Source organism: Blastopirellula sp. J2-11 (assembly GCF_024584705.1).
GTDB lineage: Bacteria > Planctomycetota > Planctomycetia > Pirellulales > Pirellulaceae > Blastopirellula.
This window is the reverse complement of sequence record NZ_CP097384.1, coordinates 944690-970936: the sequence shown is the minus strand read 5'-3', so window position 1 is coordinate 970936 and position 26247 is coordinate 944690. Positions and strand designations below refer to the sequence as shown.

General features: G+C 57.6%; 20 protein-coding genes. 7 read left to right on the top strand and 13 right to left on the bottom strand.

Annotated features, from left to right (window positions below; translation table 11 throughout):
- Positions 1–115: 115 nt before the first annotated feature.
- Positions 116–766 (top strand): hypothetical protein, encoded by a 651-nt coding sequence (locus M4951_RS04080; RefSeq protein WP_262025209.1) that lies wholly within the window; start codon positions 116–118, stop codon positions 764–766.
- On the opposite strand, the gene M4951_RS04075 is transcribed toward M4951_RS04080, so the two are convergent.
- Genes M4951_RS04075 through M4951_RS04065 form a run of 3 tightly spaced genes read right to left on the bottom strand, consistent with a single transcriptional unit; the run spans position 763 to position 3604 of the window.
- On the bottom strand, positions 763–1095 hold the full coding sequence (locus tag M4951_RS04075; protein WP_262025208.1) for a DUF971 domain-containing protein: 333 nt from the start codon (positions 1093–1095) through the stop codon (positions 763–765). The two genes, M4951_RS04080 and M4951_RS04075, sit on opposite strands and share 4 nt — an antisense overlap.
- Before the next feature lie 3 nt (positions 1096–1098).
- Positions 1099–2331, bottom strand: coding sequence for a cysteine desulfurase-like protein (locus M4951_RS04070; protein ID WP_262025207.1), 1233 nt, complete (start codon positions 2329–2331; stop codon positions 1099–1101).
- Complete coding sequence (locus M4951_RS04065; RefSeq protein ID WP_262025206.1) at positions 2321–3604, bottom strand: phenylacetate--CoA ligase family protein; 1284 nt, start codon at positions 3602–3604, stop codon at positions 2321–2323. The genes M4951_RS04070 and M4951_RS04065 overlap by 11 nt, the downstream gene beginning before the upstream one ends.
- A gap of 732 nt (positions 3605–4336) precedes the next feature.
- On the opposite strand from M4951_RS04065, the gene M4951_RS04060 reads away from it, so the two are divergent.
- Positions 4337–5638, top strand: a complete 1302-nt coding sequence (locus M4951_RS04060) for an MFS transporter (RefSeq protein WP_262025205.1) — start codon at positions 4337–4339, stop codon at positions 5636–5638.
- Positions 5639–5875: 237 nt separating this feature from the next.
- Here the strand turns inward: M4951_RS04060 and ruvX are convergent, their stop codons facing one another.
- The 8 genes from ruvX to M4951_RS25575 all read right to left on the bottom strand — a co-directional run bounded on the left by ruvX (position 5876) and on the right by M4951_RS25575 (position 18198).
- Positions 5876–6355 (bottom strand): Holliday junction resolvase RuvX, encoded by a 480-nt coding sequence (ruvX, locus tag M4951_RS04055; RefSeq protein ID WP_262025204.1) that lies wholly within the window; start codon positions 6353–6355, stop codon positions 5876–5878.
- Complete coding sequence (locus M4951_RS04050) at positions 6352–7434, bottom strand: mannose-1-phosphate guanylyltransferase (RefSeq protein WP_262025203.1); 1083 nt, start codon at positions 7432–7434, stop codon at positions 6352–6354. Before M4951_RS04050 ends, ruvX begins: the two co-directional genes overlap by 4 nt.
- Before the next feature lie 10 nt (positions 7435–7444).
- Positions 7445–8845 (bottom strand): UDPGP type 1 family protein, encoded by a 1401-nt coding sequence (locus tag M4951_RS04045; RefSeq protein WP_262025202.1) that lies wholly within the window; start codon positions 8843–8845, stop codon positions 7445–7447.
- A gap of 329 nt (positions 8846–9174) precedes the next feature.
- The gene (locus M4951_RS04040) at positions 9175–10095 is read right to left on the bottom strand and encodes a hypothetical protein (protein ID WP_262025201.1); all 921 of its coding nucleotides are present in this window, start codon (positions 10093–10095) and stop codon (positions 9175–9177) included.
- 110 nt (positions 10096–10205) lie between these two features.
- Positions 10206–11342, bottom strand: coding sequence for a methionine adenosyltransferase (gene metK / locus M4951_RS04035; protein WP_410050428.1), 1137 nt, complete (start codon positions 11340–11342; stop codon positions 10206–10208).
- A gap of 402 nt (positions 11343–11744) precedes the next feature.
- Positions 11745–12752: an acetylserotonin O-methyltransferase gene (locus tag M4951_RS04030; protein WP_262025199.1), complete on the bottom strand. Its 1008-nt coding sequence runs from the start codon at positions 12750–12752 to the stop codon at positions 11745–11747.
- A gap of 289 nt (positions 12753–13041) precedes the next feature.
- Positions 13042–14352 carry a 3-deoxy-D-manno-octulosonic acid transferase gene (locus M4951_RS04025; RefSeq protein WP_262025198.1) on the bottom strand — a complete coding sequence of 437 codons (1311 nt, stop codon included), beginning with the start codon at positions 14350–14352 and terminating at the stop codon, positions 13042–13044.
- Between the two features lie 135 nt (positions 14353–14487).
- Positions 14488–18198 carry an SEC-C metal-binding domain-containing protein gene (locus M4951_RS25575; protein ID WP_315985758.1) on the bottom strand — a complete coding sequence of 1237 codons (3711 nt, stop codon included), beginning with the start codon at positions 18196–18198 and terminating at the stop codon, positions 14488–14490.
- Between the two features lie 353 nt (positions 18199–18551).
- Here M4951_RS25575 and M4951_RS04005 point away from each other — a divergent pair, with 353 nt between their 5' ends.
- From M4951_RS04005 to M4951_RS03985, 5 genes are all read left to right on the top strand, one after another.
- Positions 18552–19367 carry an MBL fold metallo-hydrolase gene (locus M4951_RS04005; RefSeq protein WP_262025197.1) on the top strand — a complete coding sequence of 272 codons (816 nt, stop codon included), beginning with the start codon at positions 18552–18554 and terminating at the stop codon, positions 19365–19367.
- A 296-nt stretch (positions 19368–19663) separates the two neighbouring features.
- Positions 19664–20557 (top strand): DUF1559 domain-containing protein, encoded by an 894-nt coding sequence (locus M4951_RS04000; RefSeq protein ID WP_262025196.1) that lies wholly within the window; start codon positions 19664–19666, stop codon positions 20555–20557.
- Positions 20557–21063 carry a hypothetical protein gene (locus M4951_RS03995; protein WP_262025195.1) on the top strand — a complete coding sequence of 169 codons (507 nt, stop codon included), beginning with the start codon at positions 20557–20559 and terminating at the stop codon, positions 21061–21063. Before M4951_RS04000 ends, M4951_RS03995 begins: the two co-directional genes overlap by 1 nt.
- Before the next feature lie 128 nt (positions 21064–21191).
- Positions 21192–22610, top strand: coding sequence for a PepSY-associated TM helix domain-containing protein (locus tag M4951_RS03990; protein WP_262025194.1), 1419 nt, complete (start codon positions 21192–21194; stop codon positions 22608–22610).
- A gap of 174 nt (positions 22611–22784) precedes the next feature.
- A complete protein-coding gene (locus tag M4951_RS03985) occupies positions 22785–23759 on the top strand; it encodes a transporter (protein ID WP_262025193.1) in 975 nt (324 codons plus the stop codon).
- Between the two features lie 10 nt (positions 23760–23769).
- Here the strand turns inward: M4951_RS03985 and M4951_RS03980 are convergent, their stop codons facing one another.
- Positions 23770–25257, bottom strand: coding sequence for a MauE/DoxX family redox-associated membrane protein (locus M4951_RS03980; RefSeq protein ID WP_262025192.1), 1488 nt, complete (start codon positions 25255–25257; stop codon positions 23770–23772).
- A 154-nt stretch (positions 25258–25411) separates the two neighbouring features.
- A complete protein-coding gene (locus M4951_RS03975; protein WP_262025191.1) occupies positions 25412–26158 on the bottom strand; it encodes a class I SAM-dependent methyltransferase in 747 nt (248 codons plus the stop codon).
- Positions 26159–26247: the final 89 nt, after the last annotated feature.

The window sequence follows — 26247 nt, the reverse complement described above, 5'->3', positions numbered from 1 at the left end:
AGCTGGTTGGGTCAAGTCGTGGCCAAATCGGCGGACCGACCTTAGAATCGAGGTTTTCCCCCTTTGGCGGGCGCCCTTGTGCGCGGCGTCAACATCTCGGCTGAAAAAGTACGGCATGAACCCACTTCATCTTTGCATCGCACTTTGCCCGCTGGCCGCCTACATGTTTTTGTTGGGGGCGATCAACTTGTCGCGGCGGCCGTTTTTGACGACCGGGGGACGCGATTCGTACTCGCTGGGGGTCGCGGTGGTTGGTTTGATGATCGCCGGGCCGATGAAGCTGTTCTTGCCTGACAACGCGGCGGCCCTGTTTGGCCCTTACATCTGGCTGCTGATGCTGTCACTCTACTTTTTGGCAGTCACCTTTTGGGTGCTGATGGAGCGGCCGCGGCTGGTCGTCTTCAATTCGACCATCGATCAATTGAAACCGGTCCTGCGGCGCGTCGCGAACGAGCTCGACTCCGAAGCGCGCTGGTCCGGCGACGCGATCCTCTTCCCTTCGCTCGGCATTCACCTGGTGCTGGAAGAATCGACGGCGATGCGTAACGTGCAGATCAACTCGGTCGGCGCTCGCCAAGACTTTTTGTCCTGGCGACGCTTAGAACTGGCGCTCGGCGGCGCACTGCGGCGCGAGACGACCACGCCCAATCCGTATGGCGCGATCTTGCTGACGATCGCGGTTTCGATCACGGTTGTCGTGATGCTGCAACTGCTGCGGCGTCCGGACTTAGCGGCGCTGGAATGGCGCGAGCTGATGATGTTTTAATCGGATGGTGGGAGCGGCTTGCCTAGGGAGTAGAGATACTCATAGGTGTAGATGCCGGAGTCATGCCCATCGCTGAACTGAATCTGATAGGCGTAGCGGCCGATCGGCTGCATGCCGGTGATGCGGAGCGGCGCCAATTCTTCGGGGGCCAAAATCGTCAACTCGGTCGACGGTTTCTCCGCCGCCAAGCGGGCCTTCTCGCGGGTCAGCGCATCGGGGCTCGAGTCGCGCAAGTCGCGAACCGGGTAGACCAACTGCACGCCGTCGGACCACTCGATCCATAGTCGTCCATCGTCCAGTAGTTTTAGCTGCTCAGGAATGGCCGACATCGCTTACTCCAACTCGCGCAAAATTGCCAACACGCGATCGATCTCATCGGGCGTGTTGTAATGAACCATCCCCAATCGCACGGCGCCTTCCGGCTCGAGTCCGAGCGCTTCGGTCAGCGGCAACGCATAGTAGTTGCCGTGCCAGGCGAAGACGCCGCGGTCCGACAAGTATTTCGCCAACTGCTTGGGGGGCAGCGCCTGATGCCGAATCGAAAAGGTCGGCAATCGCTCTTCCAGTCGCTGGGGATCAGTAATGCCGTAAACGGTGACGGCGTCGATCGTTTCTAAACCGGCCAGCAGTTTGGCGCTGAGCGTCTGTTCGTAGGCGACAATCTTGGCGTAGGTCCCTTTCAGCTGATCGCGGCGCGAACCGCCGACGCCGGCGACCTGCGACAAATATTCAATCGCGGCGACGACGCCTGCGATCCCTTCAAAGTTCTGCGTTCCGGTCATCCAGCGTCCCGGCAGCGACTCTGGCGCCGGCCGCAACTTGTAAGGACGCAGCGTCTCCATCCTCATCCGTTGCCCGTAGAGAATGCCGACATGGGGACCGAAAAACTTGTAGGCCGAACAGGCCAAAAAGTCGCAGCCCCAATCGGTCACGTCGATCAGCGCGTGCGGCGAGTAATGAACCGCGTCGAGAAAGACCAGCGCGCCGGCGTCATGCGCCAAGCGGGTGATCTCGGCGACCGGATTGATCGTGCCGACGGCGTTCGACGCACAGCCGACGGCGACCAATTTCGTCTTGCTCGAAAGCTTGCTGCGCAAGTCCTCGATATCGAGCGTGCAGTCATCCAAGCGGACCGCGATCTGCTTGACCGAAACGCCGGCGTCTTGCGCCGCCAACACCCAGGGGCTGACGTTGGCGTCATGATCCAAGCCAGACACGATGATCTCGTCGCCGGGGCGCCAGGTTCGCGCCAGCGCTCGCGAAAGGGCGAACGTCAGACTGGTCATGTTGGCGCCAAAGGCGATCAGGTCTGAGTAACCGGCCCCCAACAGATCGGCGACGGCGGCATGCGCGTCATCCATCAGCGCGTCGGTCTCGCGACTGGTCGCGAACGCGCCATGCGTGTTGGCGTTGTGGTGCAGCAAATAGTCGCTGACCGCATCGGCGACGCTTTGCGGAACTTGCGTTCCGGCTGGACCATCCCAGTAGACGATCGATTGGCCGTTTTGCTCACGACGCAAAGCGGGAAACTGCTCGCGACAGCGCGCGACAAACTCAGGAGGCATAGCGTTTATCCACAAAGCGACGACCTTTGCCCTCGAACCGAGGCAACGAGCCGATTTCGACCGAGGTGACTTCGATCCGAAGACCGAGACGAATCTGCAGCTCTTTGGCGACCCGATCGGGGCGATTCAGACGATCTTCGATTTCGACCGACAGCTGATCCATTTGTCCCTGCTTCAGCGCGGTCATGCGGAACTCGACAATCTCGGGAAAGCCGCGCACGATTTGCTCGACTGACGACGGGAAAACATTGACGCCGCGAATGATCAGCATGTCGTCGGCGCGGCCGAGGACGCCTCCTTCGAGCAAGACAAAATTGCAGGGACCATTGTGATTCCAGCTGGGTCGGACCAGATCGCCGGTGCGATAGCGAATGACCGGCGCGCCGTAACGACCAAGCGTGGTGATGACCAATTCCGAAAGTTCTAACTCGCTGGCCGACTTACCCGAATCAACCGAGATAAACTCGGCCAGAAAGAACGCTTCGTTCACGTAGACGCCGCGCTGCTTTTCGTCGGAAAATCCCCACGGGCCAATTTCGGTGGCCCCAGTATGATCGATCACTTTGGCGTTCCAAGCCGATTCGATCTTCTGCCGCACCGCGGGGATCGAGCCGCCGGGCTCACCGGCCAAAATAATGCGATGAACATTGGTGTCGGCGATATCCATCTTTTGCTGCTGCGCGACCTCGGCCAGGTGCAAAGCGTAGGTTGGCGTACAAAAGAGAGCGGTCGCACCATTTTGACGAATCAGTTCGAGCCGTGCGATCGTGCTGAGTCCGCCGCTGGGAATCGCCAAACAGCCGCGCGCGGCGACCGCGTCAAAGGCGCTCCAGAACCCCACAAACGGCCCAAAGCTAAACGCGAGGAAGCAGCGATCCTCCGGCCCGATCTCGGCCGCGTCGAGCACAAACTGCCAACCGTCGAGCCACCATTGCCAATCGGCTGCCGTATCCATGACGACCATCGGACGGCCGCGCGTACCGCTGGTGCGGTGAAATCGGACGTATCGCTCGAGCGGATAGGTCCGATTTGCGGCCAAATCGCCTGATTCGACCTTGCCGACCAACTCATCCTTGAAGGTGAACGGCAGTTCCGCGATCGCATCGAGCGATTCAAGCGGGTGGTGCAGCGATCCCAGCTTGTCGGCGTAAAACGAATTGTGGGGTAAGATTTCGGCGACCAGCGCGTTAAAACGCGCTAGTTGATGGGCGGCTAGTTGCGAAGCGTCGAGACGGCGAAGTTCGTCTCGCTGGGCAGGCGTGTAAGTAGTCATGCCTGCATCATAGAAACTGCGGCGCCCCGCGGAAAGTCGGCCCAATGGCGGCGCCTACCCCTCTTCGTAGCCCGAAGCGCGAGTTTTGAGGTTGCGCTATTTCGAATCTATCGAACACTAGTGTTGCGTCACGCGACAATTTTCGGGCGCCATGTTCTTATTAGCCGTAGTGCGTTAGCACCGGTTTCTGGTGGGAACTCATTTGCGAAAGACAATTAGTGACAGAAACCGCGGCTAACGCCGTGCGGCTGATTTCGTGGAAGCCGAAAATAGCGGTTTGACAAAACACTAGCCCGCAGCGCAAGCGAGGGAATCCGGCTCGCCACTTCAATCCGGGTTAGGATCGCCAACTCTATTCCCTCGCTGGCGCTGGCGGGCTAGTGTGACGATTTTCGGTGGATTCGGACCGTATGAACGTCTTTCATTCGTGTTCGATCGTTCGTGAATTGCAAATAGCGCAACTCCAAAAAGCGCGAGCGAGGGAAATGCGTTCGGGCAAAATGTCGAATGTCTATTGAAGACCGGAAGACCTAGTCTTTCTTTTATTAGACATTCGGCCTTAGACATTGGTCATTTGCTTGCCACCGCATTTCGCTCGCTCGCGCTTCGGGCTACGAAGAGAAATGCCAGCCAAATTTTCTTCAGGTGCAGCTTCAAGAACGGGTAACTAGGCTACAATAGGCCCCTTTCCTGCCGCATCGCCATTATCACTCTCTTAAGTAAACGCGCCGCATGAGCTCTGCACCTGCCGAAAAAATCGAAACGACCAGCCGCGGCTCGCTCGCGGTCATTTTTTTGACGGTCTTTATTGATCTGCTGGGCTTCGGCATCGTCTTGCCGCTGCTGCCGATTTACGCGTCGCAGTTTGGCGTGGACGAGCATGGGATTGAGTTGGGCCTGTTGATGGCCAGCTTTTCGGCGATGCAGTTTCTGTTTGCGCCCCTCTGGGGACTGCTGTCTGATCGGATCGGGCGACGACCGGTGATCATGATCGGCCTGTCGGGAAGCGTGATCTTTTATGCGATCTTCGGCATCGCGACCGAGTGGCAATGCATCTGGCTGCTGTTTGTCGCGCGGATCGGCGCCGGCATCGCAGGCGCAACGATCTCGACCGCTCAAGCCTATATCGCCGATACGACCAGTTTAGAGAACCGCTCGAAAGGGATGGCGCTGATCGGCATGGCGTTCGGCTTGGGCTTTACCTTTGGGCCGCTGCTCGGTTTTCTGGCGGTGCCTACCGGCGAAGGAGATCCTGGTCCGTGGCCCGGTTATGTCGCGGCGATCCTTTCTGCAGGCGCGCTGATCCTGGCCTGGTTTAAGCTGCCTGAATCGATGCCGCGCGATACCGCCGCAAGATCCTCGAACACGCATCGCGGCTTGTCGCTCCGATCGCTGCGAACGGCGCTGGGGACGAAATCGATCCGCGGGCTGTTGATCGCTTTCTTTGTGTGCGTATTCTCGTTCGCCAACTTTGAAACCACGCTGGGGATGATGATCCACGGCAGTCGTTTGCCGGATAGCCCGTTTCACTTTTCGTTTCGTGCGGTCTGTTTGACGTTCGCTTTTATCGGAGCGACTTTGGCCATCGTCCAAGGAGGAATCGTCCGCCGCTTGGCGGGGCGCGTTTCGGAAGGGACGTTGGCCGCGACCGGCGGGATCGCGCAAATCATCGGTTTTCTTCTGATTGCGGCGGCGGTGAAGACCGGCTCCACCGGATTATTATTTTTAGCATTGGCGATCATCGTCGGCGGCTTCGCCTTCGTGACTCCGTCGCTCAATTCGTTGCTCTCCCGCCGTAGCGATCCCGAGAAGCAAGGCGAAATCCTCGGTCTGGCGCAAAGCGTCAACTCGATGGCCCGCATTGTTGGATCGGGCCTCGGAATTCCGCTGTTGATGATCTCGATGACGTTGCCAGCTTACGTGGCCGCCGGATTGATGGTGATCGGCGTCGTGCTGGTGATCGCGGCAGCCCGCGGCGGAACGGACTTTGAGGCCGCATCGCCCAGCGAAGCCGCCGAAACCGAGACGATCTAGGCGTTGCGTTATTTGCATGGTTGGCCGCGATAGCTTCGCTATCGGGGCGGCGCAGCCGTAAGAGGCATTGGTTCCCGGTATGCAATTCGGGGCCATTTCGCTATTTCAAACGGCGCGGCGACCACCGCGCTAGGTCCGATCGCGGCTCGATGCCTCCAACCGACTTCGTCGGCCCCGATAGCGGAGCTATCGGGGCCAACCATGGAAAAAGATAGATGCGATGACTTGCGGCGATTCTCAGTCGTCGAGCGAATCGAGCCCCGCATCAGCGCGGGCGGGGTTTTCTAGATAGGCCGTCAGCAAGATCTGGGCGGCCAGTTTGTCGATGACCGCTTTTTTCTTTTGCTTGGTCATTCCCAGTCCGGCCAGGTAATCTTTGGCGATGCTCGTCGTAAAACGTTCGTCGTAGTAGACGATCGGAACGCCGGTGATTTTGCCGAGCCATTGGCCAAACTTGCGGGCCTCGCCCGACTTGCCGCTCTCATTGCCGCTCATGTGGACCGGCAGGCCGACGACGAACAGCACGATCCGCTCTAGCCGGGCCAACTCTTCAAAATATTGCCGATCGATTTTGAGCGAACGGCGCGTGTAGTTTTCAAACGGACTCGCCAAGATCCGGTCGGGATCGGTAATCGCGACGCCGATGCGAACCGTGCCAAAATCGATGCCGGCGATTCGACCGACGGTCGGAATTTCAGGAAGCGCTGCGTCACTCATAAATGAGCGTCCCAGCCGTTCGCTTGCAGTTGTTTGACCACTTCGCGAATTTCTTCTTCCCGGTTCTTATCGGCGACTAGCGTCGCGTCGCGCGTATGAACGACGATCACGTCGCGCATGCCCAGAGTCACAATCAAGTGATCATCGTCCGCTTTGATGATGCACTCCTGCGTGTCGACTCCCAGATGATTGGCCAACACCGTGTTACCGTCCGAGTCAGAATCGTTCAGTCGCTGCAAGCTTTGCCAGTTGCCAACGTCATCCCACAGAAACGGAGCTTCGATGACCGCAACATCTTGATGATGCTCCATCACGGCATAGTCGATCGACTTGCCGCGGATCGCGGTGAACTCGGCGGTGAGCGTTTTGGCTTGCTCGGGAGTTCCCCACGCGGCGTCAATCGCTTCGAGATGGGCGAACATCTCCGGCTCATGACGACGGAGCGCGTCGAGAATTGTCTTCGCTTTCCAGATAAAGATGCCGGAGTTCCAATAGAAACGCCCTGATTCAAAATATTCCCGGGCAACATCCCCTTTCGGCTTTTCTCGAAAGCGGGCCACGCTGAACGTCGGAGGCGCCGCCGCGTCGTTGGTCAGCAAATCCCCCCGTTCGATATAGCCAAACGTCTCTGCAGGGTATTGGGGCTGAATGCCGAACGTGACGATCTTGTCAGTAGAATCAGCGACCAGCGCGGCGCCATAGCGAATGGCCGCCTGAAACGCCGACTCCGGCGAGATCACATGGTCCGACGGCATCACCACCATGATCGCGTCGGGATCATGGCGCGAGACAAGCAGCGCCGCCAGACCGATGCAGGGAGCGGTGTCGCGTTTGCAAGGCTCCCCCACAATCGCCGCGGCCGGCAAGTTGGGAAACTGCTGCTGTATCGGTTCGACCAGGCGCTCGTTAGTGACAATCAAGAGTCGCTCAGGCGACATCAGATCGCCTAGCCGCGACGCCGTGGCCTGAATCATCGTGCCGTCGCCGGTCAGATCCAACAGTTGCTTGGGGCGGTCGACGCGACTAGCAGGCCAAAACCGAGTACCGGCTCCGCCGGCCATGATCACAGCATGAAGCATGGGTGCATTCCTATTCTGACGAGTCGCCAAAGACCGTTGGTTCAACGATCGGCGACATTCCTTCAGCCTTCGATTTTAGCTCTTCGGAGTCGAGCGCGAACAGCGGACTGATTTCGACCGGGACGCCTGACTCTACCGAAACGCCTGCTTCCATCAGCCATTTCCCATAAAACGCCGTCAATGCGGCGCGAGCGGCGCTTGGCGTGTCGCTTGCAGCGCCGTCGGCATTTTTGACCGGCGCAAATGTAGTCGACGGCAAGATCTCGACGACGATCGCGTTTTTGGCGTGCGGAAGCAAATCAAAGATGAAGCGCTCAAACTTCACCCCGTTCGGCGCCTGCGGATCGACTTGTTCTCCCTGGAAAGTGCAGTAAGGAACTTTCTTACTAGCCAGATGCCAAGGCAGGCTCTCGGCATCGGCCGCCATCCGGCTCAAAAAATCGACGTTCAATCCATGAATCGCAATGTTGCCGGCCCAATACTTTAGCGAACCGCTGGCGTCGCGCTCGGCCGCCAACTCTTCCGACAGCTCGCTGTACTCGACCAAGCGCAAACGGCCGTCGACTTCGACCAAGACGCCCACCTTTTCTTCAGGACGCTGTTTCGCGACGACCTGAGTCGACATCTCGCTGCCGCTCAAGTGGTGATATCCCAAAAACAGGGGCTCGCAAACATCGGCCAGCGGATTGTCGACCTGGAAATAGTAGACCTCTTCCAGACCGCGACTTTGCATGTCGGCCAGGCAACCGCTGTTGACCAGCGCCGCCAAAGTGCCGCCGTGCCCATCGGGGCTGAGCGCCAGTTGATCGGGTTTGGCCAACAACAACTTGCCGCTCGCGGCGTCGATCGCCGGCATCGTTCCTTGGCAAAAGATCTTGAGTTGAGAGTCCGGCAAACCGAAGTTGTCGTTGGCCGCAAAGCACTCGACCGTTTCGTCATGCGTTGCGGGGCTGGTCATCAGATACAACGGGATCGCCGCGTTGTATCGATTTCCACGCGCGATCAACTTTTCGACGAAGATCTGAAACAGGGTTCGATCGGTGACCGGGCCGATCGGGAACATCCCTTTGGGATGGTCAAAACCGAGTCGCGTCCCCTGCCCTCCGGCGACCAACAGCGCGGCGACCTTGCCGGCTGACAGAAGCTGCTCGCCGGCAGCGATCGCTTCGGCCTCGTTGATGCGCGGAGCGACATCATCCAGGCGAATCGCCGGCGGAGAGGTCATCTCTAGTGGTCCTGCGGCCGCTTTTCTTTTTTTCGCGAGCGTCGCGGCGATCTCTTCCAGGTCGACTGCAGCCAATTGCGCGGATAGTTGGGCGGCGACCTGCGGATCGGCGGACTGAAGATAGTTCAACAGTTCCTGCTCGCCGGCGTCGGTTAGTTTTGCGGTGAGTTGCGGATCAATCGACATTTCGCCAGGCCTTATTCCGAAGTTACCAAAGCCAGCCCTGTACGAACGCGTACGCCGCCAGGCAAAGAAGAGGAAAACCGACGAATATTAAGCCATACGTGGCCAGCGTCGTCCAAGCATGTCGCGGCCACCGGGCCATAATCGGCTTCCCCCACAAAACGTCTATTATTGGCGGTTTGAGAAATCGAACAACCGCGAGTCAGGGAACATTCCAAGAACTAGAGTCGAAATTCGGAAAAGCGCCGTGGATAGGAAGCGAGAGAGGAGACGACAGCTTCTGATTCTACCACGAGAACCGGGCCGCTTGCGATTCCCACAAAGGAGCACGCCTACAGATCGCCGTTATCAGCGGCGGCATGCAGTTCGAGCACCACCGAAACCGCTTCCTCTAGTCCGCCGCTGCGGCGCAGTTCGACCCGGGCTCCATGCGCTTCGATTAAGGTCGTCTTCACCGAAACTTCAGGCCCGTCGACCTGACAGATCTCAACTTCTGGAATATGCGCCAGCGGTGGACAAAACGCGACGTGCAAAGTTTGATGGCGCTCTCCGGCGGCGAAATCGGCACGTAGATATCCGTAGACGACCTCGGTCGTCGCTTCTCGGGCGCGGGTCAATTGTTGCGAGACGTTGCCGGCCACAAAGTGCGGGCCCTGGGCCTCGGCTTCATCAAACCGCCAGAGCTTGTCTTCCGCATCGGCCGGTGGAGGCGGAGTCGGCATGAGCGGCGAACGAGATTCGCTTGGCTCATCAACTCGCCGCGTTGTCATCGGCTTGGCCGGCGCGATCTCCTCAACTGCGTGCGCCGCACGCAGTTCATCGCGAGCCGTAGACGAGGGCCGCTGAAAACTGAGGGGTAAGATTTGCGGAACGAAAAAAAGGAGCGTAATCGCCTCTTCGGCGGCCACCACAAACCAGAGCAAGAAGACGACAAACGACGACATTTGGCTGTTGGTCAATGCGGCCGCCAACACGATGCAACAAACCAGCGGCGTCAGCGCAATTGCGAACTCGGCCTGCGGCAGCGAACGACATCGTCCGCCGTAGAGCCAGAGTGCGCGGATCGAAGCAGAAACCCCCGCCAACAAGATCGCCGCGAAAAAGATGGCGAACCCCGATACTTCGACCAACGACCAACCGGCCAACCGCAGCCAAATCGCTTGCAGCGACGCAAGCGCTAGTGCGATGGTTCCGATCCAAGCGGTCGGCAAAAGCAAGAGCCGAGCTTCGCTGTTGGGGGGCTGGTCAGACATCCGTACGAATCCATTCGGTGAGGCGCAGGAAAAAACCTTCCTGCCGCGGTAGTTTGGCAGGAAGGTTTTGAGCGTGCAAGTCGGTTTACCGTGGTAAACGAACTCGTGAACTAGCCGGCCGCGGCGGCGACGCCGGCGTCCGAAGCGAGCGTAGCGGCCATCTTGGTGCTTTCCCACGGGAATTCTTCGCGGCCAAAGTGTCCGCCTGCGGCGGTGGCGCGGAAGATCGGGCGACGCAGATCCAAGTAGTCGATAATGCCGCCGGGGCTGAGCGGGAAGTGCTCACGAATCAGCTCAACAATGCGAGCGTCATCAATTTTGTTGGTGCCGAAGGTTTCGACATGCACGCTAACCGGTTCGGTCACGCCGATCGCGTAGGCAAGCTGCACTTCGCATTGTTCGGCCAAACCAGCGGCGACGATGTTCTTGGCGACGTGACGGCCCATGTAAGCGGCGCTGCGATCGACCTTGGTCGCGTCTTTACCACTGAAAGCGCCGCCACCGTGACGACCCCAGCCGCCGTAGGTGTCGACGATGATCTTGCGACCGGTCAAACCGCAGTCGCCCATCGGGCCGCCGACCACGAACTTACCGGTCGGGTTGATGTGATAGGTAATATCGCCATCGACCAGTTCCGCCGGCAGCAGCGGCTTCACGATCTCGTTCATGATGTAGCTGCGAATCTCGGCGTTGGTGACCGAGTCGCAATGCTGCGTCGAAACGACGACGGTGTCGATTCGAACCGGCTTATCGCCGTCGAACTGAACCGTTACTTGGCTCTTGCTGTCAGGACGAAGCCAGTTGACTTCGCCTGCTTTACGCGCTTCGGTCAGGCGATTCAAAATCTTGTGCGAGAGCGAAATCGGCAACGGCATCAGCTCTTCCGTTTGGTTGCAAGCGTAGCCAAACATCAAGCCTTGGTCGCCGGCGCCGATCTGCTTGCCGGCTTCGCTGTTTTCATTCACGCCTTGCGCGATGTCGGGGCTCTGTTTGTCGAGCGTCACCATGACGGCGCAGGTATCGGCGTTGAAGCCCATTTTGTCATCGGTGTAGCCGATGTCGCGAACGACCGAGCGTGCGACGTCTTGATAGTCGATAACCGCTTTGGACGTGATTTCGCCGGCCATGACGACGAGACCCGTATTGACCAGCGTCTCGCAGGCGACGCGGCTCATCGGATCCTGGGCCAAAAGAGCGTCCAAGATGCCGTCAGAAATCTGATCAGCCATCTTGTCGGGATGACCCATGCTGACCGATTCGCTTGTGAACAAGTACTTTCCAGAAGCCACTAGATCCCACTCCTAACCGATATTACGCGACTGCGCCCCCGGCCCCCGAATGGGAAGGGAACGATTCAGCAAAACGCGCATTATAGGAGCATTAAGACGGTTTTAACAACGGCGGATTGGGGCAACTTGGGGAGAAACTTCATCCATCGAGGTCGTGCGGCGCCATTTCCAGGATGCGTCAACAAAAAACAATGACAAATACGAAGCTGAGCGGCCAAGAAACAGCTTCCCCACCCCTGGGAGGGCACTGCGGTGCTGTATTCTTCCCCCGCGACAACCGACCTGATCGTTGACGTAACGCCGAGAATGGAACCGGTGCTGCTCGATATCAAATCAAAATAAGCGCGGCGAGCCGAGCGACTAGATCGCGGTCGACTCCAATACCGAGATCGGTTGGTCGGTGTTAATTACGCGCTGCAGCTGAAAACCGCAACCGGCGACCAGATCGCGATACTCGGCTTCGGTTCGTTCTTTGCCGCCGGGAATCAGCATCATCGTCAGGTCGAGCAACTTGCCGAAAAAGGGCTCATTGCCGGCCGGGATCACATATTCGACTAGCAGCAACTTTTGCCCAGGCTGCATTGCGGCGCGACAGTTTTTTAGAATCATCGCGCTCTTCTCATCATCCCAGTCGTGGATGATATGCCGCATCATGTAAGCGTCGGCGCCGGCGGGCACTTCGACAAAGAAGTCGCCCCCGATCAAGGTCATCCGCTCGTTGACGCCTGCGGCGACAAAATTGGGAGCGGCCCGCTCCACCACATGCGGCAGATCGACCAGCATGCCGCGCACTTGCGGATGCTTTGTGAGAAGCGAAATCAACTTCGATCCGTTGCCGCCTCCGACATCGGCGATCAGGCCAAATTGCGAGAAGTCATAAGCTGCGAGAATCGCGGCCGTTTCGCGGCCATGAATACTGGTCATTGCGGCGTCAAAAATCGCGGCCGGCTCTGGATTTTCGCCCAGATAGTCAAAAAACGGCAGTCCGTACTCTTGTTCAAACGCGTTCTCATTCGACTGCACGGCGCGGCGCAATCGTCCCCAGGTTGCGTAATGCTCAACGCCCATCATCAACGTCAACGGTTGCAAAGACATCGGATGGTCGCTTTGCAGCGGCTCTGACAGGGGAGTCGTCGTAAAAACGCGCGACTCTGTTTCTGCAAAAATTCCGACCGACGCCGATGCACGCAGCAACCGGTAAAGACGGTCTGGATTGGCGCCGCACGCTTGCGCCAAATCTTCGACCGATCTCGGTCCCTGCTTGAGCATGTCCGGCAGCCCCAACTCCCCCACCGTAAGCACGATCTGGGAAACCTGATAGCCGCAAATCATCTGCATCAATTGATCGAGCGGAGAAGCGCTGGTCATCGAATCGAGCTCCCGGAGGTTTTCTATTTGCGAAACCGAAGTCCCCTTATTCTAGCGAGCGCCGAGCAGATGGAATGCCCCGTCTTCCTGTTCCATGCACGGGACGATTCGAACGTAGAATTCAGCGAGTCGCAAGCGTTCTCGAAACGATTGGCGCATAGCGGCGTCGATGTGACGTTCGTCCCTGCTGAAACTGGAGAACGCCCCCATCAATGATCAACGCAGGGGTTCCGCAGGGGGTTGAGTGGATGAAGAAGCGAGCGGGGAACTTAACGCCTGGCGCAGCATACTACGCCGCCGCTCGGCGATAACTAACTTCGGCCCTCGGCAAGAAAGGGCGAATCACTTTGAGCGTGTTTTCCACCGCGCCCAACTGCGAAGCGACCACTTGCTGAGCGTTGGCGCCCAAGGCGGCGCGCCGCTGCGGATCATCGAGACAGCGTCCCACAAAGTCGATCAGCGCCGCTTCGTCTTGCACCATCTCGGCGGCGTCGGCGTCCAGCAGCAACTGGACGATGTCGCGAAAGTTTTTGATGTTGGGGCCAAAGCTGACCGCCGCGCCATAGGCGGCCGGTTCAATCATGTTTTGTCCGCCACGGCGACCAAAGCTGCCGCCGACAAACGCGATGTCGGCCAGACCCCACCAGGCGCCAAGTTCGCCCACCGTATCGATCAGCAGGACATTGGCTGTCGGGTCAACGACGCTTTGCTCCAGCGAAGAGCGACGCGACCAGTTGACGTTGCGATCATCCAACATCGCCGCAACCTCGTCGAAACGCTCTGGATGCCGCGGCACCAGGATCAGTCGTAACTGCGGATGACGCGGCGCTGCCGAGAAAAACGCGTCGAGCGCCGCTGCTTCTTCGCCTGCTTGCGTACTGCCGGCGAGAAAGACGATCGCTTCGGCGGGGATCTGCGCCAATCGTCGCAAGCGCAGCGACTTGGGATTGCGACGGTCGGTTTCCGCTCCATCGAATTTCAACGAGCCTGTCGCGATCACGCGTTTGGCTGGCGCTCCCAAAGCGATAAATCGCTCGGCGTAGGTCCAGTCTTGCACCGCGATGCAGTCCAGCTTCCGCATGATCGGCCGCAACAGAGACGCGACGCGGCGATAGCCTTGATAGCTCTTTTCGCTCAGACGACCATTCACCACGACAACGTTGACCCCTTGCCGTTTCGAGATCTGGATCATGTTGGGCCAGATTTCTAATTCGGCCAGGATCAGCGTCTGAGGGCGGATGCGCCGCAGCGCCCTCTTCACCGCCCAGCTAAAGTCGAGCGGAGCGTAACTGACCAGGCAATCGTCATAGCGGGCGCGAGCCAACTCATATCCGCTATGCGTGGTGGTGGTGACGTAAATATCGACGTGGGGCGTTTCGATGCGAATCGCCTGGATGATGGTGGCTAGCAGATTGACTTCGCCCACGCTGACCGCATGCAGCCAAACGCAGGGACGATCCCCTGGGCGAAACGTGACGAGGCCGAAGAATTTTGGCAGCAGTCCACCGCGACGTCGCCCGCGCACCAGCGCCGACCAGGCGAAGTACGGAACAGCCGCGACGAGAGCGCCAAGATAGATGAAGTTGAGTAGCCAACCCATAGGGAATCCTTTCCCGGGCCCGTCTCATTGCACAGCGGCGACGCGACGGGGCGAGCAGTTCAAGCGACGCATCCAAGGGGGAAATTGAAAGCAGAACGCCGGCAGGCTCCGCTCTCTGATTATCGGCAGGCAATGCTACGTAACTCCGCGGTCTTTGCCCATATGACAATCTTTGTATTTCTTGCCGCTGCCGCACGGACATGGCGAGTTACGCCCCACACGTTTGCCAACGTTGCGAATCGGCTCGACCACTTCCTTTTCGCCGGGGGCCGAACCTTCATTGGTCTCTTGCTGCTGACGAGCGAGTTCGGCCGCGGCCGAGCCTGCTTCGTCATGACGAGCTTCGGTTTCGGTCCAGGTCGAGCTGACGAAATCTTCGTTCAGACTTTCGATCTTGTAGACCAGGTCGGTGACGCGTTCGCCGATCGACTGCCACATGCTCTCGAATAAACGCATGCCTTCGCGTTTGAACTCGACCTTGGAGTCGACTTGGGCGTAACCAGAAAACGCGACGGCGCTCTTCAGATGATCCATCGCTAGCAGGTGATCTTTCCAGATCGAATCGATCAACTCCAGCAGTACGCTCCGTTCCATCCGGGTCATTTCTGGGCGATAGCGTTCGTTGACTTCGCGAATCAAACGCTTCTCAAGTTCGGCCCGATCGAGCGAGGCCAATTCATCGGCTGCGACGTCTTTGTTGATCGTCGTGCGGATCCAGTCAGAGAGCGAGTTCAGCTTGCCGTTGCCGCCGCTGACGATCGCCAACGTTTGATGGTCCGAGCCGGATTCGTAGATCGACGCGACCTTGTCGCGGACCTTCTGCATCTTCTCTGCGGCTTGCTGGCTATGACCGTGACTTTTTTCTTCGAGCAAACGCTGAATTTCATCGCGTTGCTTGCTCTTGATATCTTCTAGTTCGATTTTGATTTCAAAGCGCCGCGTCGCCCAATCGACCAGACCTTCACGATCCAAACGCGAACGACCGCCTGACTTGTCGCTGAACTTGTAAAGGCCCGCCAAAACCGGGTACTGCGATTCTTTTTGTTCGTAAGCCTCTTTCGCCTTCGTCAAAATCATGTCGGCGATATCGGTTTTGCTTTTGTCACGGAAATCCTCGACCGCGACTTGCAAATCAAACTTGTAATGAACCCAGCCGGCCAAGCTCTTGTAGCCGAAATCGGGATCCAGAAACTTCTCCCCTTCCGTCAAATCGACCTTTTGGATCTGCTCGCGGGCCCGTTCGACCAGCAGCGTGTCGACATGATCACGGCCCACTTTTTTCAAGTCGCGATCGCTGAAGTTGGTCTTCCACATCGAATTGGAAAAGCGCGCCATCGCTTGCCAGTTCCATTCCGACTCTTCTTCTTCGGACGGCAGATTTTCGTCGATCGCGGCCATGACGTTCGATTCGGCCTGACGTTCGGCTTCGTCCTTGGCATGTTCGGCGGCGGCGGTGATGTCGAGACCGCGATAGTCGCGCGGATCCAGCTCACACGACAATTCGATCCCGGCCCAACGAGCGAAGGTTTCGACCCCGTAATCTTTGGCCAACAGCATATCGACAAAGCGATCGGTCTGACGTTCGACCATGTCGAGGATCAGCTCTTTGCAGTCGTCGCCATCCAGAATTCGCTGGCGGAAGCCATAGACGCGCTTCCGCTGCTCGTCCATCACTTCGTCGCTTTCGAGCAGATTCTTACGAATGTCGAAGTTGCGTTCTTCAATCTTCTTTTGAGCGCCTTCGACGCGGCGCGTCACCATGCGGCTTTCGATCGCTTCGCCGGCCTTCATACCGCCAGGCATGCTCATCAGGAAGCCGCGGATCCAATCGCCAAAGAAGATCCGCATCAGGTCGTCTTCCAGCGACAAGAAGAAGCGGCTGCTGCCGGGATCCCCCTGACGACCGCAACGACCACGCAGCTGCAAGTCGATACGTCGCGACTCATGCCGCTCGGTGCCGATCACATGCAGACCGCCCAGATCGCGGACGACCTTGCCTTCTTCTTTCATCTTTTCGCGCGATTCAATTTCGGCGATCAGCGTTTCCCACTCTTCTTCCGGCACTTCCAGACGCGTCGGATATTTGTCTTGCAGTTGCGCCCAAGCCAACGTCTCGGGATTGCCGCCCAAAACGATGTCCGTACCGCGACCGGCCATGTTGGTGGCGATCGTCACCGAGCCGATGCGTCCCGCTTGAGCGACGATGTCCGCTTCACGACGGTGCTGCTTGGCGTTGAGCACCTGGTGGCGCACGCCGCGGCGTTCGAGCAAGTGCGACAAGCGTTCGCTCTTTTCAATCGAGACGGTGCCGACCAAGATGGGCCGTCCCTTTTTCTGGATATGGCGAACTTGAGCGCGGGGGAATTCGGTGCGCCCCTTGCCCCCTTTTTCTTCAAAGACGACGACGTTCTCGTCTTCGCGAATCAGCTTACCCCAGCGTTCGCTTCCATCCTTCATCTCGAGCACGTCCCACTTGTGGAACCGCTCGATCTCGTCAGCGACCGCTTCGTACTTTTCCTTTTCCGACATGTAGATGATGTCCGAATGGGTGATTCGTTTCATCTCGCGATTAGTCGGGATGGCGATCACTTCCAACTCGTAGATCTTCCACAATTCGCCCGCCTCGGTCATCGCCGTACCGGTCATGCCGCCGATTTTATCGTACAGCTTAAAGAAGTTCTGCAACGTGATCGTCGCCAGCGTTTGCGTCTCTTCTTTGATCGGCACGCCTTCTTTCGCTTCGACCGCTTGATGCAGGCCGTCGCTCCATTGCCGACCTTCCATCTTCCGACCGGTATGCTCGTCGACGATCACCACTTTGCGATCTTCCACCACATAGTTCACGTCGCGAATGTAAAGGAAATGCGCCTTGAGCGAGTTGTCGATCAGGTGGGGCCATTCCATATTGCCCGCGGTATAGAAGCTCTCGACGCCGGCGAGACGTTCCGCTTCGCGAACTCCCTCGTCGGTCAAGTTCGTGCTGCGATCCTTTTCGTTCACTTCAAAGTGAACTTCTTTTTTCAGCGTGCGGGCAATTTTGTCGGCGACTTCATACTTGCCTTTGTCTTGATTCGCCGGTCCCGAGATGATTAACGGAGTACGCGCTTCGTCGATCAAGATATTGTCGACTTCGTCGATGATTGCGTAGTTCAATCGACCTTGCGACTGCTGCCAGCTTTTGGGGAAACGCTCGTCGCCGCGCGCCGCAGGACGCATGTTGTCGCGCAGATAGTCGAAGCCGAATTCGTTGTTCGTACCGTAGGTGATGTCCAGCGAGTAGGCGATTTGCCGTTCGTGAACCGGCATGTTGCTTTGAATCGCGCCAACCGTCAGACCGAGTCCGCGATAAAGCGGCGCCATCCACTCCATATCGCGACGAGCCAAGTAGTCGTTCACGGTAACGACGTGGACCCCTTTCCCTTCCAACGCGTTCAAATAGGCCGGCAAGGTCGCGACCAAGGTTTTACCTTCGCCGGTCACCATTTCGGCGATCGCGCCGCTGTGCAGCACCATGCCGCCGAGCATCTGCACGTCGTAATGGCGCATGCCGAGAAAGCGTTTGCCCCCTTCCCGACAGACGGCGAACGCTTCGACCATCAGGTCATCCAACGTTTCGCCTGCGGAAAGTCGCTGTTTAAAGAGCCGCGTTTGATCGAGCAGTTCTTCTTCGCTCATCGATTCGTATTTTGATTCGAGCGCATTGATTGCGTCGACTGTGGATTGCAGGCGCTTCACGTACCGAGCATTCGACGATCCGAAGATCGACGTGATCAGTCGTTCAAAACCGCTGAGCAAACCGCCGAAAAACAGGCAAATTTGCTCCCAAATCCGTTCCAAATACTCCATCGGTCGCTTTGCTTATGTCGGGTCTAAAAAGGAGGGAAAGGCCAGATGCGAAAACGTCCTGAAGAAGACACGAATTCCGCCGGCAAAATGTGCGCAAACCCTTTCCGCTGGGTAGCTTATAAGGATTATACCACTCGGTCAACCGCGCTTCGATCGGGGCCAATAGAGCTGTTCGCTGAAAAACGGTCCATCTTGATCGCCAAATCTTGCGACTGCCTGAAGATCATGGCTGCCTGGCGGTTCTGCGGTTGAAAACCGACTCCAGGACCGAAACAATCATCCATTCCAGCTTGTCGAACGCTGAGCGACTTGCCCAAACGCTTGTTTCCTCAACACCTTAGGTCATCGCCGCTTTGAATTCCGTCGTCAAACCCGTCAAAACTCGCGATATTCGCGGAAAATTGATCCTGCTCGGGACAGGCACCTCGGTCGGCGTGCCGGCGATCGGCTGTGGTTGCCCCGTCTGTACTAGCTGCGATCCGCATAACAAGCGGATGCGATGCTCGGTCATTTGGGGACTTCCCGAGGGAAATTTGTTGGTGGACACTCCGCCAGACATGCGATCCCAACTGCTGCGCGAAGATATCGGGATCGTTCACGCCGTCGCCTACACGCACCAACATGCCGATCATCTCTATGGCCTGGATGACCTCCGAGTTTTCCAGTTCTACCTTGGGCACGGGGTCCCGCTATTTTGCGAAGAGAACGTAGAACGGCAAATCCGCGCCGCTTTTAGCTATGCGTTCTCCAAACAGACGCCGACCCACGTGGGCGCGACGCCCGCGCTAGAATTCCAACGAATTGACCTCCATCCGTTCGCCGTTCTCGGCGCCCAGGTCACGCCGATTCGGCTGAAACATGGTCCCCGATTTGAAGTCCTTGGCTTCCGCATCGGCAATATCGCCTACTGCACCGATACCAATGAGATCCCCGAGGAGAGCTTGGCGCTGCTGCAAGGTCTCGACGTGCTGATCCTCGACGCACTCCGCTTCGATCCCCATCCCACCCATTTTTCGCTCGACGAAGCAGTCGCGATGGCTGAGAAAATCGGCGCCAAGCAGACCTATTTTACCCATGTCTCTTGCCGCATGGATCATCAAGAGACAAACGCCAAGCTGCCTGCCCACATGCAGTTAGCGTACGATCGGCAAGAGATTCCACTCTCTTAAGCGGCTCATCTTCGTGATTGCCCGCCAAAACTGCGGACGACCAGAGCTGGCGCCTCTCTTCTCGCAAGACATCGGTCGGATTTGCACGTCGGGAAAACTGCGAACTTTTTCTGCGTCCCTCCCCGCACCACTTGACGCGATCCCTGATTCCCCTAAACTAGAATTCATTGATACAGCGTCTCAGTATCAACTGCAGCCAGCCAGCAGCGATGCTTTCTCGATCTCCCTGCCCAGCAAGCGCACTACCGATTTCTCAAGCTTGTTGGTTTTCACTGTTTCTTTAGGGAGGACTTTCTATGACTTCTACCAATTCCGCGCGCCGAATCCGCGCGTTCACCCTTGTCGAGTTGTTGGTGGTGATCGCCATCATCGGAGTTTTGATCGCACTGCTGTTGCCTGCGGTGCAACAAGCTCGCGAAGCCGCGCGTCGCCTGCAATGCACCAACAATATGAAGCAGACCGGGCTCGCATTGCACAACTATCACGACACGTTTCTCTGCTTTCCCTACACCTATACCAATGACTCGGCCAATTGGGCGGTCGCGATTCTTCCCCAGCTAGAAAGCGGCAACCTTGAAGATCTTTATGACTACGATCTCGCTTGGGATGACGGCGTCAATCTCGATCTCGCGACGCAGATGCCCAAAGCCTACGAGTGCCCTTCCAATCCGTCCGCCGGCAATGTGCTCAGCGATAACGGCTTCCAAACAACCGACTATTCCGTACTACGAAACGCAACCGATTGGGACACGAAGCAGTCGCTGTTTCAAGGTGGCGCCAAAAAGATGCGTGACATCACCGACGGCACCACCAACACCTGCATGACTTATGAATCGGCAGGCCGAGCCGACTGGTGGGTGGACGGCAAAGTGAATCCAGGCCGCAGCGGTTACAGCCATGAGTATGGAGTCAGCATCGCCACCTGGACAGCGCCCAATAACGCCGGCTGGATGTTCCCCTGCTCGGTCGAGTTTAATTCGGCCGTTGATGACGTAACCACCGTCTACTGGACCGGCAACACCGTCATTAACGTGAGCAACTGGTATGCAGCGCCTTACTCTTTTCATCCCGGCGGAATTCAAATGGGAATGGCCGACGGTTCCGTGCGGTTTATCCCCGAGACGATCCCTTTTGACACGCTTGGCGCATTGACATCCATCGGCAGCGGCGAAATTGTAGGAGAGTTTTAATGTCTCTCTTCCACTTACGACGTCTTGGAATCGGTCAAGCCTATGGGACGATCGCATTGCTAAGCATAATCCTCGGCGGATGCGCCGAGAAAGAGCCGTGGCAAACAGATACCAAGCCGATTCAAGGTACGATCACCATCAACGGCGAGCCGGCCCAAGGAGCGGTTGTCACGCTTTATCCGACAGGCGACGCGGTCGACATTCGCCAATCGAAACCATGGGGTGTCGCCGATGAGAACGGGGTCTACCAACTCCGGACTTACGGCAAGAATGACGGAGCGCCGCAGGGCGAGTACAAAGCGACGTTCGTCTGGCAAGTCAATCCTTCGGAAATGGGTTCGCCCGACATGCTCTCGGGCGCCTTCGCTGATCCTGCCGAGTCCGCATGGACGTTCGTCATTGCAGAAGATTCGTCCGAGCTTCCGCCAATTGAAGCCGACCAGGCCAAAGTGAACAAAGCTCCCAGGCGAAGATCTTCGCGGCCGACGCCATTTGACGACCAGTAATTGCGGCGCTCGCAAAATCGCTGCGGCCATTGCTACGCTGTTCGGCCGATTTCGGCAAATTCATTTCCTTGCGATCCGCTGATGGAATGCAATTCCGAAACGCTTCCTTCGCTGCAGGAATCCTTCCCATGTCGCCTGAGACCATTGAAAATCGCACGACGTTTCCCACTAGCAAAGCGTCGGTCGCAAAAGCGACGCCGGCACGACGTACGCTATTCCGCGTCTTCTGGCGGTGGCATTTTTACGCCGGGCTGATCGTCTCGCCGTTTATCCTTGTGGTTGCCTTAACGGGTGCGATCTATCTGTTTGGCGCCGAGATTAGTGACATTGCGAACCAAGACTTTCTCTTTGTCGAATCGGTCGGAACAGTCGCTGCTTACCCGGCGCTCATTGAAAGCGCTGAAGCGTCGATTCCCGCAGGAAAAGCGACCCGAATCAGCACTTTCGCCGATCCCCGACGAACCGTGATTGTCTCCGTAAAATCGCCGCAGAAAGAACCGGAAAAAGAAACGACTGGCAGACGTCGCAGATCGGATCGCGGTTCCACCGTCTATGTGGATCCTTATTCGGCGACGGTCCTGCAAGCGCCTCAAGGCCCCAAAAAGCTCGATTCCTTCTTTCGACTGGTCCTGAAAATACATCGGCAGTTGTTCGTCGGCACGCCGGGGCGAATCATCGTAGAACTGGCCACTTGCTGGACGTTGGTGCTGTTTGTGACCGGCTTCTACCTCTGGTGGCCAAGAAGCAAAGCCAAGTCGGCCGGAGTTTGGACGGTTCGCTGGACCGCGAAACGTTACACGCTGCTACGCGACTTGCATGCGATCGTCGCTGCCTATCTTACGCCAGTCTGTTTGGTGATCCTGATCACCGGCCTGTTCTACACGCTGGTCTGGGGTGAGTCGTTTCATTTTGTAACGCAACAATTTTTCACGTCGGCGGTCGAAACCAACTCCAGAAAGAAGGCGAACGCAAAAGAGGACTACGTTCCCCCTTTGTTCGCCGTCCAAGATGCCGTCGACAAATCGAGATTGCTCTATCCTGATCGCGACATCACGGTCACGCTGCCTAGCCAGGCGACGGATCACTACGAAGTCTCTGCAATCAACGATTATGCTCGCGGCACCTATGGCGCCATGAATTCGACCGGCTTCCAACTTCACCGAGAGACAGGTGAAGTTTTGGAAGTTAGCGATCTATCGCAGAACGAACGTTTCTGGTGGCACACTTGGGCCTATCCGCTGCATGTGGGTTCGGTCGTTGGTTGGACATCGAAAGTTATTTGGCTGCTCGCCTGCATCGCTTTGATGGGGCTGCCCATAACCGGGCTATGGATGTGGTGGATTCGTCGCCCCCAAGGGAAAACCGGATTTCCTCGGAAACCCAATCCGCAACCAACTCCCCTCTGGCTGGCGGCGGCAATCTTGACGCTCTGCCTGATCTTACCGGCGTTTGGCTTGTCCGTACTTTTGATCGTTCTGCTTGAGTGGACCATGGCTCGTTTCCGCCGCCTCCCGGGCCGCGTCGCAAAGACTGGTAGCCGCGCTTAAAATAGGGCGCCATTTGCTAGCGACAACCATCTTTCCACTCGCAAAACCCTATTTCTGGCCAATCAAAAACAGCGGCGACGCCGATATTAACTGCAAGCACCAACGATCGAAGTTGAAATGCGCCGGCACGTCGTCCGCTTTGCTTCGACTTGGTCTACTTGCAGGACTGTCAGCATGTCGCGGCCATCTACTTCCCCATGTTGGAAGCGCATTTCCGTTGCGTTTGTACTTGGTTGCTGCCTATGGGGAACCGAAATTCACGCCGACGAAACGTCTGACGCCGCTTTCTGTTCGTGCTTGAGCGGGACCTGTTTTGATCCCTGCGCTTCGACCGCTAACATCGTCCGTACTTATGGCCCCTGTGCATGCCAACCACGCGGCACGCTGATGCAGTGGAGCTATGGAACAAGCTTTACCGGCGGGCCCAATCTTGATGCGCCGCTGGTGACCGATCGCCCTGACTTTACCGAAGCAAGTTCAACCGTCGGTCGCGGCGTCGCCCAAATTGAAATGGGCTACACTTACATTCATGACAACGATGGCTCTACGACTACCGATTCGCATTCTTATCCAGAGACTTTGCTACGTTATGGCGTCATCGCCGATTGGCTTGAATTTCGCATCGCTTGGAACTACGGCCATCAATCGAGCGAATTGGACGACATCGTCGGCAGCGAAGACTTGTACTTGGGCTTCAAAATAGGTCTGACGCCGCAAGAAGGAATCTTGCCTGAGATGGCGCTGATCCCACAGATGGTCATTCCGACCGGCGCCGAGGAGATTACAGCGGACCGCATCCTGCCGGGGCTCAACTGGCTCTACGGCTGGGATCTGTGCGATACCATTTCCACCGCCGGGAGCACGCAGTTTAATTCCGCCGTCGACGAGGAAACGGACGACGTCTATACCGAGTGGGCCCAGTCCTGGACGATCGGCTATACGTTCACCGATAAACTGGGCGCCTATACCGAATGGTACGCTCTCTTCCCGCATGGCGCCGAGACCATGAAGCCAGAACATTATGTCAACGGCGGCTTCACTTATCTGCTCAGCGACAACATCCAGTGGGACATCCGCGTCGGCGGCGGGCTCAATGACGCCGCCGACGATTACTTTGTCGGCAGCGGCTTCTCGATCCGCTTTTATTAGTGTGATTCCATCACTCCAGAGTTCGACTCTGCTCAAACTTCGCTAGCCCCGCGGCTGTGATCAACGAACCTTCGCTTTCGACATAGGTAAGCTTCGGCTGACGCAATAAAGCGTTCAGGCCAGCGTCCGTAATCTTGGTGTCGGCGACTCCGATCCCTTCCAGTTTGGGCATGATCGGCAATTGCTTTAGGTCTTCGTCGGTAATCGCACAGCCGGTGAGATCCAGCTGTTCTAGATTGGGGAGTCCGGCCAATAGGCGCAGGAGGTCCGCGCGATAGACGTCAGGCTCCATTCGAACTGCATAGATCGGCGAGTGTTCTGTTCGCTTCAACATCACCACCCCTTGGTTTCCCAACAGAAAAACGGAGTGCCGATCATCCAGGCCGACGCCAGCCACGACTCCTGGCTCAGCAGCATGAAACTCGTCGAGCGTGATCAGCGCTATCTGACCGTCCGGCTTTTTCACGTAGTACAAATCATCTAGCGCATACCGCGTATCGGCGATGTGCAACTTGGAGCCTGGCGGAGCCGACAGTGCGAAATACTGCCGCAACAACCGTCGCTCGTTCGGAAACGGAACGTTTAATTCTCCCCACCCCTCCACCAACTCGACGCCTGACTCGGAGGTGATCAACGCGTCGGGCAAATTACCAGAATAGAGGACGCTGGCGACACCATGATCGACCCAGCCAACATAGAACCCGGCCGGATAGATCAGCATCAAGCAAGCGGCGCCCCATTCCCAACGAACTTCCGGCAACCGATTGGGAACGTTGGCCAGCAACCAACAGCCGACGATGGCCGTACATAGATTCCAAGGGAAGACGCTATAGTTCCAGTCATGCGCCAGCGGCGACAGAAATAAGACGATCCCAACGTGCATCAGCGCGCAGGGGATCGCCGCCCAATGCGGACGGAAAATCGCGATCAGGCCAACGCTCAACTCTCCCAGCCCTACTCCCCAGCCGAAAACTTCGCCAAACTCGGTTGGATCGAGCCCGAGTGACGACGTCATATCCCACGAGTTGAAACTGAACCAATCGGGCGAAAACAATTTGTGCAGCCCGGCCCAGGTCCAGAGCGAAGCAAGAAACCAGCGCACCAGTCGCATCCCGCGCTCGTCCACGGTCGCGACCATCAACACCGCCGTCGCAATAAACTGCGGTTGCGTCCGATACTGATCGAAGACAAACGAGATCAAGAGGGACGCGACATGAATCCCCAATCCCAGCCGCGGGCGAAACAACATCAAGACGAGCGTCGCCAGCAACCAAAATCCAAATGGAATCTGCGGCAGATCGATCAGCGGCAAATGAACCGGCGTCTGACGAACCTGCCAAAGCGGCCAGGTAAAAAGAATCGTTACCATTTGGGCGATAACGCAAACGACCAACATGCCGTACTGCAGCTTCGTCAGTCCGGCTCCAGGCTTAGTTTCCGCCGACGGGACCGCTACGTTCGCGATGCCAGCCTCTGTGTTGAGAGGGCGAGTATTCACAGCACTTTATTCCGTGTTGGGCGGCGACCGCGCCAGCGCCAGCCATGAAGAAATCGCGTTCTCCCCGGCAACAGGGGTTCCGTTTTGTTGTGACACAATCTGGGAAAGATGTCCATCCTAATGGTGAAGGAAACAAGCCGGCAAGACGCGCACTTTACTCCACGCGTTCCGCGGTCCAGGCTTCGCATTTATAGACGACTTCGATCTGCGGCACTTCTTCTCGTTTTAGATACTCGGCCACGTCCGCTAACAACGCTTCTAATCGCTCGGGGCCGGCGATGTGACTCAAGCGGTTGTGACTGCGCCACAGTTGCAGGTATCGCTCTGGCGACATCAGCACCGCATGCTTGGTCTCGTGGCGACCGACAAAGCGAAAATCGCCGGTCGACTCCAAGGTTTGGTCCCAGTCGCGGTTGCGGTAGGCCTCGTTAAACTCCGGCACATGACGGCGGATTGCTTGTTCGGTCCAACCGACCGTGGTTCCAGTCGCGGCGATACGGTTGTTCCAGAGCACGGTAAATTTTCGCTTCGGTTGGAGAATTCGGCGAATCTCTGGCAGTGCGGCTTGCGGCTGGGCCCAATGAAATGCTTGCGCTGCGACGGCCCAGGTCTGCGACTGATCGGGCAAGCCGGTTGCGGCGAACGTGCCGTCGATCCAGGTGACGCCGGCGATGTTGGCTTGCTTGCGCATCGCTGCGTTCGGTTCGACCGCGGTGACGTGAAAACCGGCGTTGGCCAGGATGTGAGCCGAGATTCCGGTTCCTGCGCCCAAATCCACCACGGGATCGCCGGCGGCAACGCCTGCTTTTTCCGCTAGCAGCGAAATAAATTCGGCCGGGTAACTGGGGCGCGACGTGCCGTAGGCGGCGGCTTGAAGCGAGAAATCACCGAGCGAAGACATGCGATAACACCTGGGGATGGAAAGGAGCAAAGCTGCGGTTCACCTTGCCTCGCAAGGGGGCTCCGATTTAAGATGCGGGAACTCAATCG

What these genes read in the sequence shown, in the direction of transcription:
- M4951_RS25575 (WP_315985758.1), bottom strand. Translation starts at nt 18,198, where the DNA reads ATGGAGTATTTGGAACGGATTTGGGAGCAAATTTGCCTGTTTTTCGGC.
- M4951_RS04030 (WP_262025199.1), bottom strand. Translation starts at nt 12,752, where the DNA reads ATGACCAGCGCTTCTCCGCTCGATCAATTGATGCAGATGATTTGCGGC.
- M4951_RS03985 (WP_262025193.1), top strand. Translation starts at nt 22,785, where the DNA reads ATGTCGCGGCCATCTACTTCCCCATGTTGGAAGCGCATTTCCGTTGCG.
- M4951_RS04045 (WP_262025202.1), bottom strand. Translation starts at nt 8,845, where the DNA reads ATGTCGATTGATCCGCAACTCACCGCAAAACTAACCGACGCCGGCGAG.
- M4951_RS04040 (WP_262025201.1), bottom strand. Translation starts at nt 10,095, where the DNA reads ATGTCTGACCAGCCCCCCAACAGCGAAGCTCGGCTCTTGCTTTTGCCG.
- M4951_RS04000 (WP_262025196.1), top strand. Translation starts at nt 19,664, where the DNA reads ATGACTTCTACCAATTCCGCGCGCCGAATCCGCGCGTTCACCCTTGTC.
- M4951_RS04070 (WP_262025207.1), bottom strand. Translation starts at nt 2,331, where the DNA reads ATGCCTCCTGAGTTTGTCGCGCGCTGTCGCGAGCAGTTTCCCGCTTTG.
- M4951_RS04025 (WP_262025198.1), bottom strand. Translation starts at nt 14,352, where the DNA reads ATGGGTTGGCTACTCAACTTCATCTATCTTGGCGCTCTCGTCGCGGCT.
- M4951_RS04075 (WP_262025208.1), bottom strand. Translation starts at nt 1,095, where the DNA reads ATGTCGGCCATTCCTGAGCAGCTAAAACTACTGGACGATGGACGACTA.
- M4951_RS04065 (WP_262025206.1), bottom strand. Translation starts at nt 3,604, where the DNA reads ATGACTACTTACACGCCTGCCCAGCGAGACGAACTTCGCCGTCTCGAC.
- M4951_RS03995 (WP_262025195.1), top strand. Translation starts at nt 20,557, where the DNA reads ATGTCTCTCTTCCACTTACGACGTCTTGGAATCGGTCAAGCCTATGGG.
- M4951_RS04060 (WP_262025205.1), top strand. Translation starts at nt 4,337, where the DNA reads ATGAGCTCTGCACCTGCCGAAAAAATCGAAACGACCAGCCGCGGCTCG.
- M4951_RS03975 (WP_262025191.1), bottom strand. Translation starts at nt 26,158, where the DNA reads ATGTCTTCGCTCGGTGATTTCTCGCTTCAAGCCGCCGCCTACGGCACG.
- M4951_RS04080 (WP_262025209.1), top strand. Translation starts at nt 116, where the DNA reads ATGAACCCACTTCATCTTTGCATCGCACTTTGCCCGCTGGCCGCCTAC.
- metK (WP_410050428.1), bottom strand. Translation starts at nt 11,342, where the DNA reads ATGGGTCATCCCGACAAGATGGCTGATCAGATTTCTGACGGCATCTTG.
- ruvX (WP_262025204.1), bottom strand. Translation starts at nt 6,355, where the DNA reads ATGAGTGACGCAGCGCTTCCTGAAATTCCGACCGTCGGTCGAATCGCC.
- M4951_RS03990 (WP_262025194.1), top strand. Translation starts at nt 21,192, where the DNA reads ATGTCGCCTGAGACCATTGAAAATCGCACGACGTTTCCCACTAGCAAA.
- M4951_RS04050 (WP_262025203.1), bottom strand. Translation starts at nt 7,434, where the DNA reads ATGCTTCATGCTGTGATCATGGCCGGCGGAGCCGGTACTCGGTTTTGG.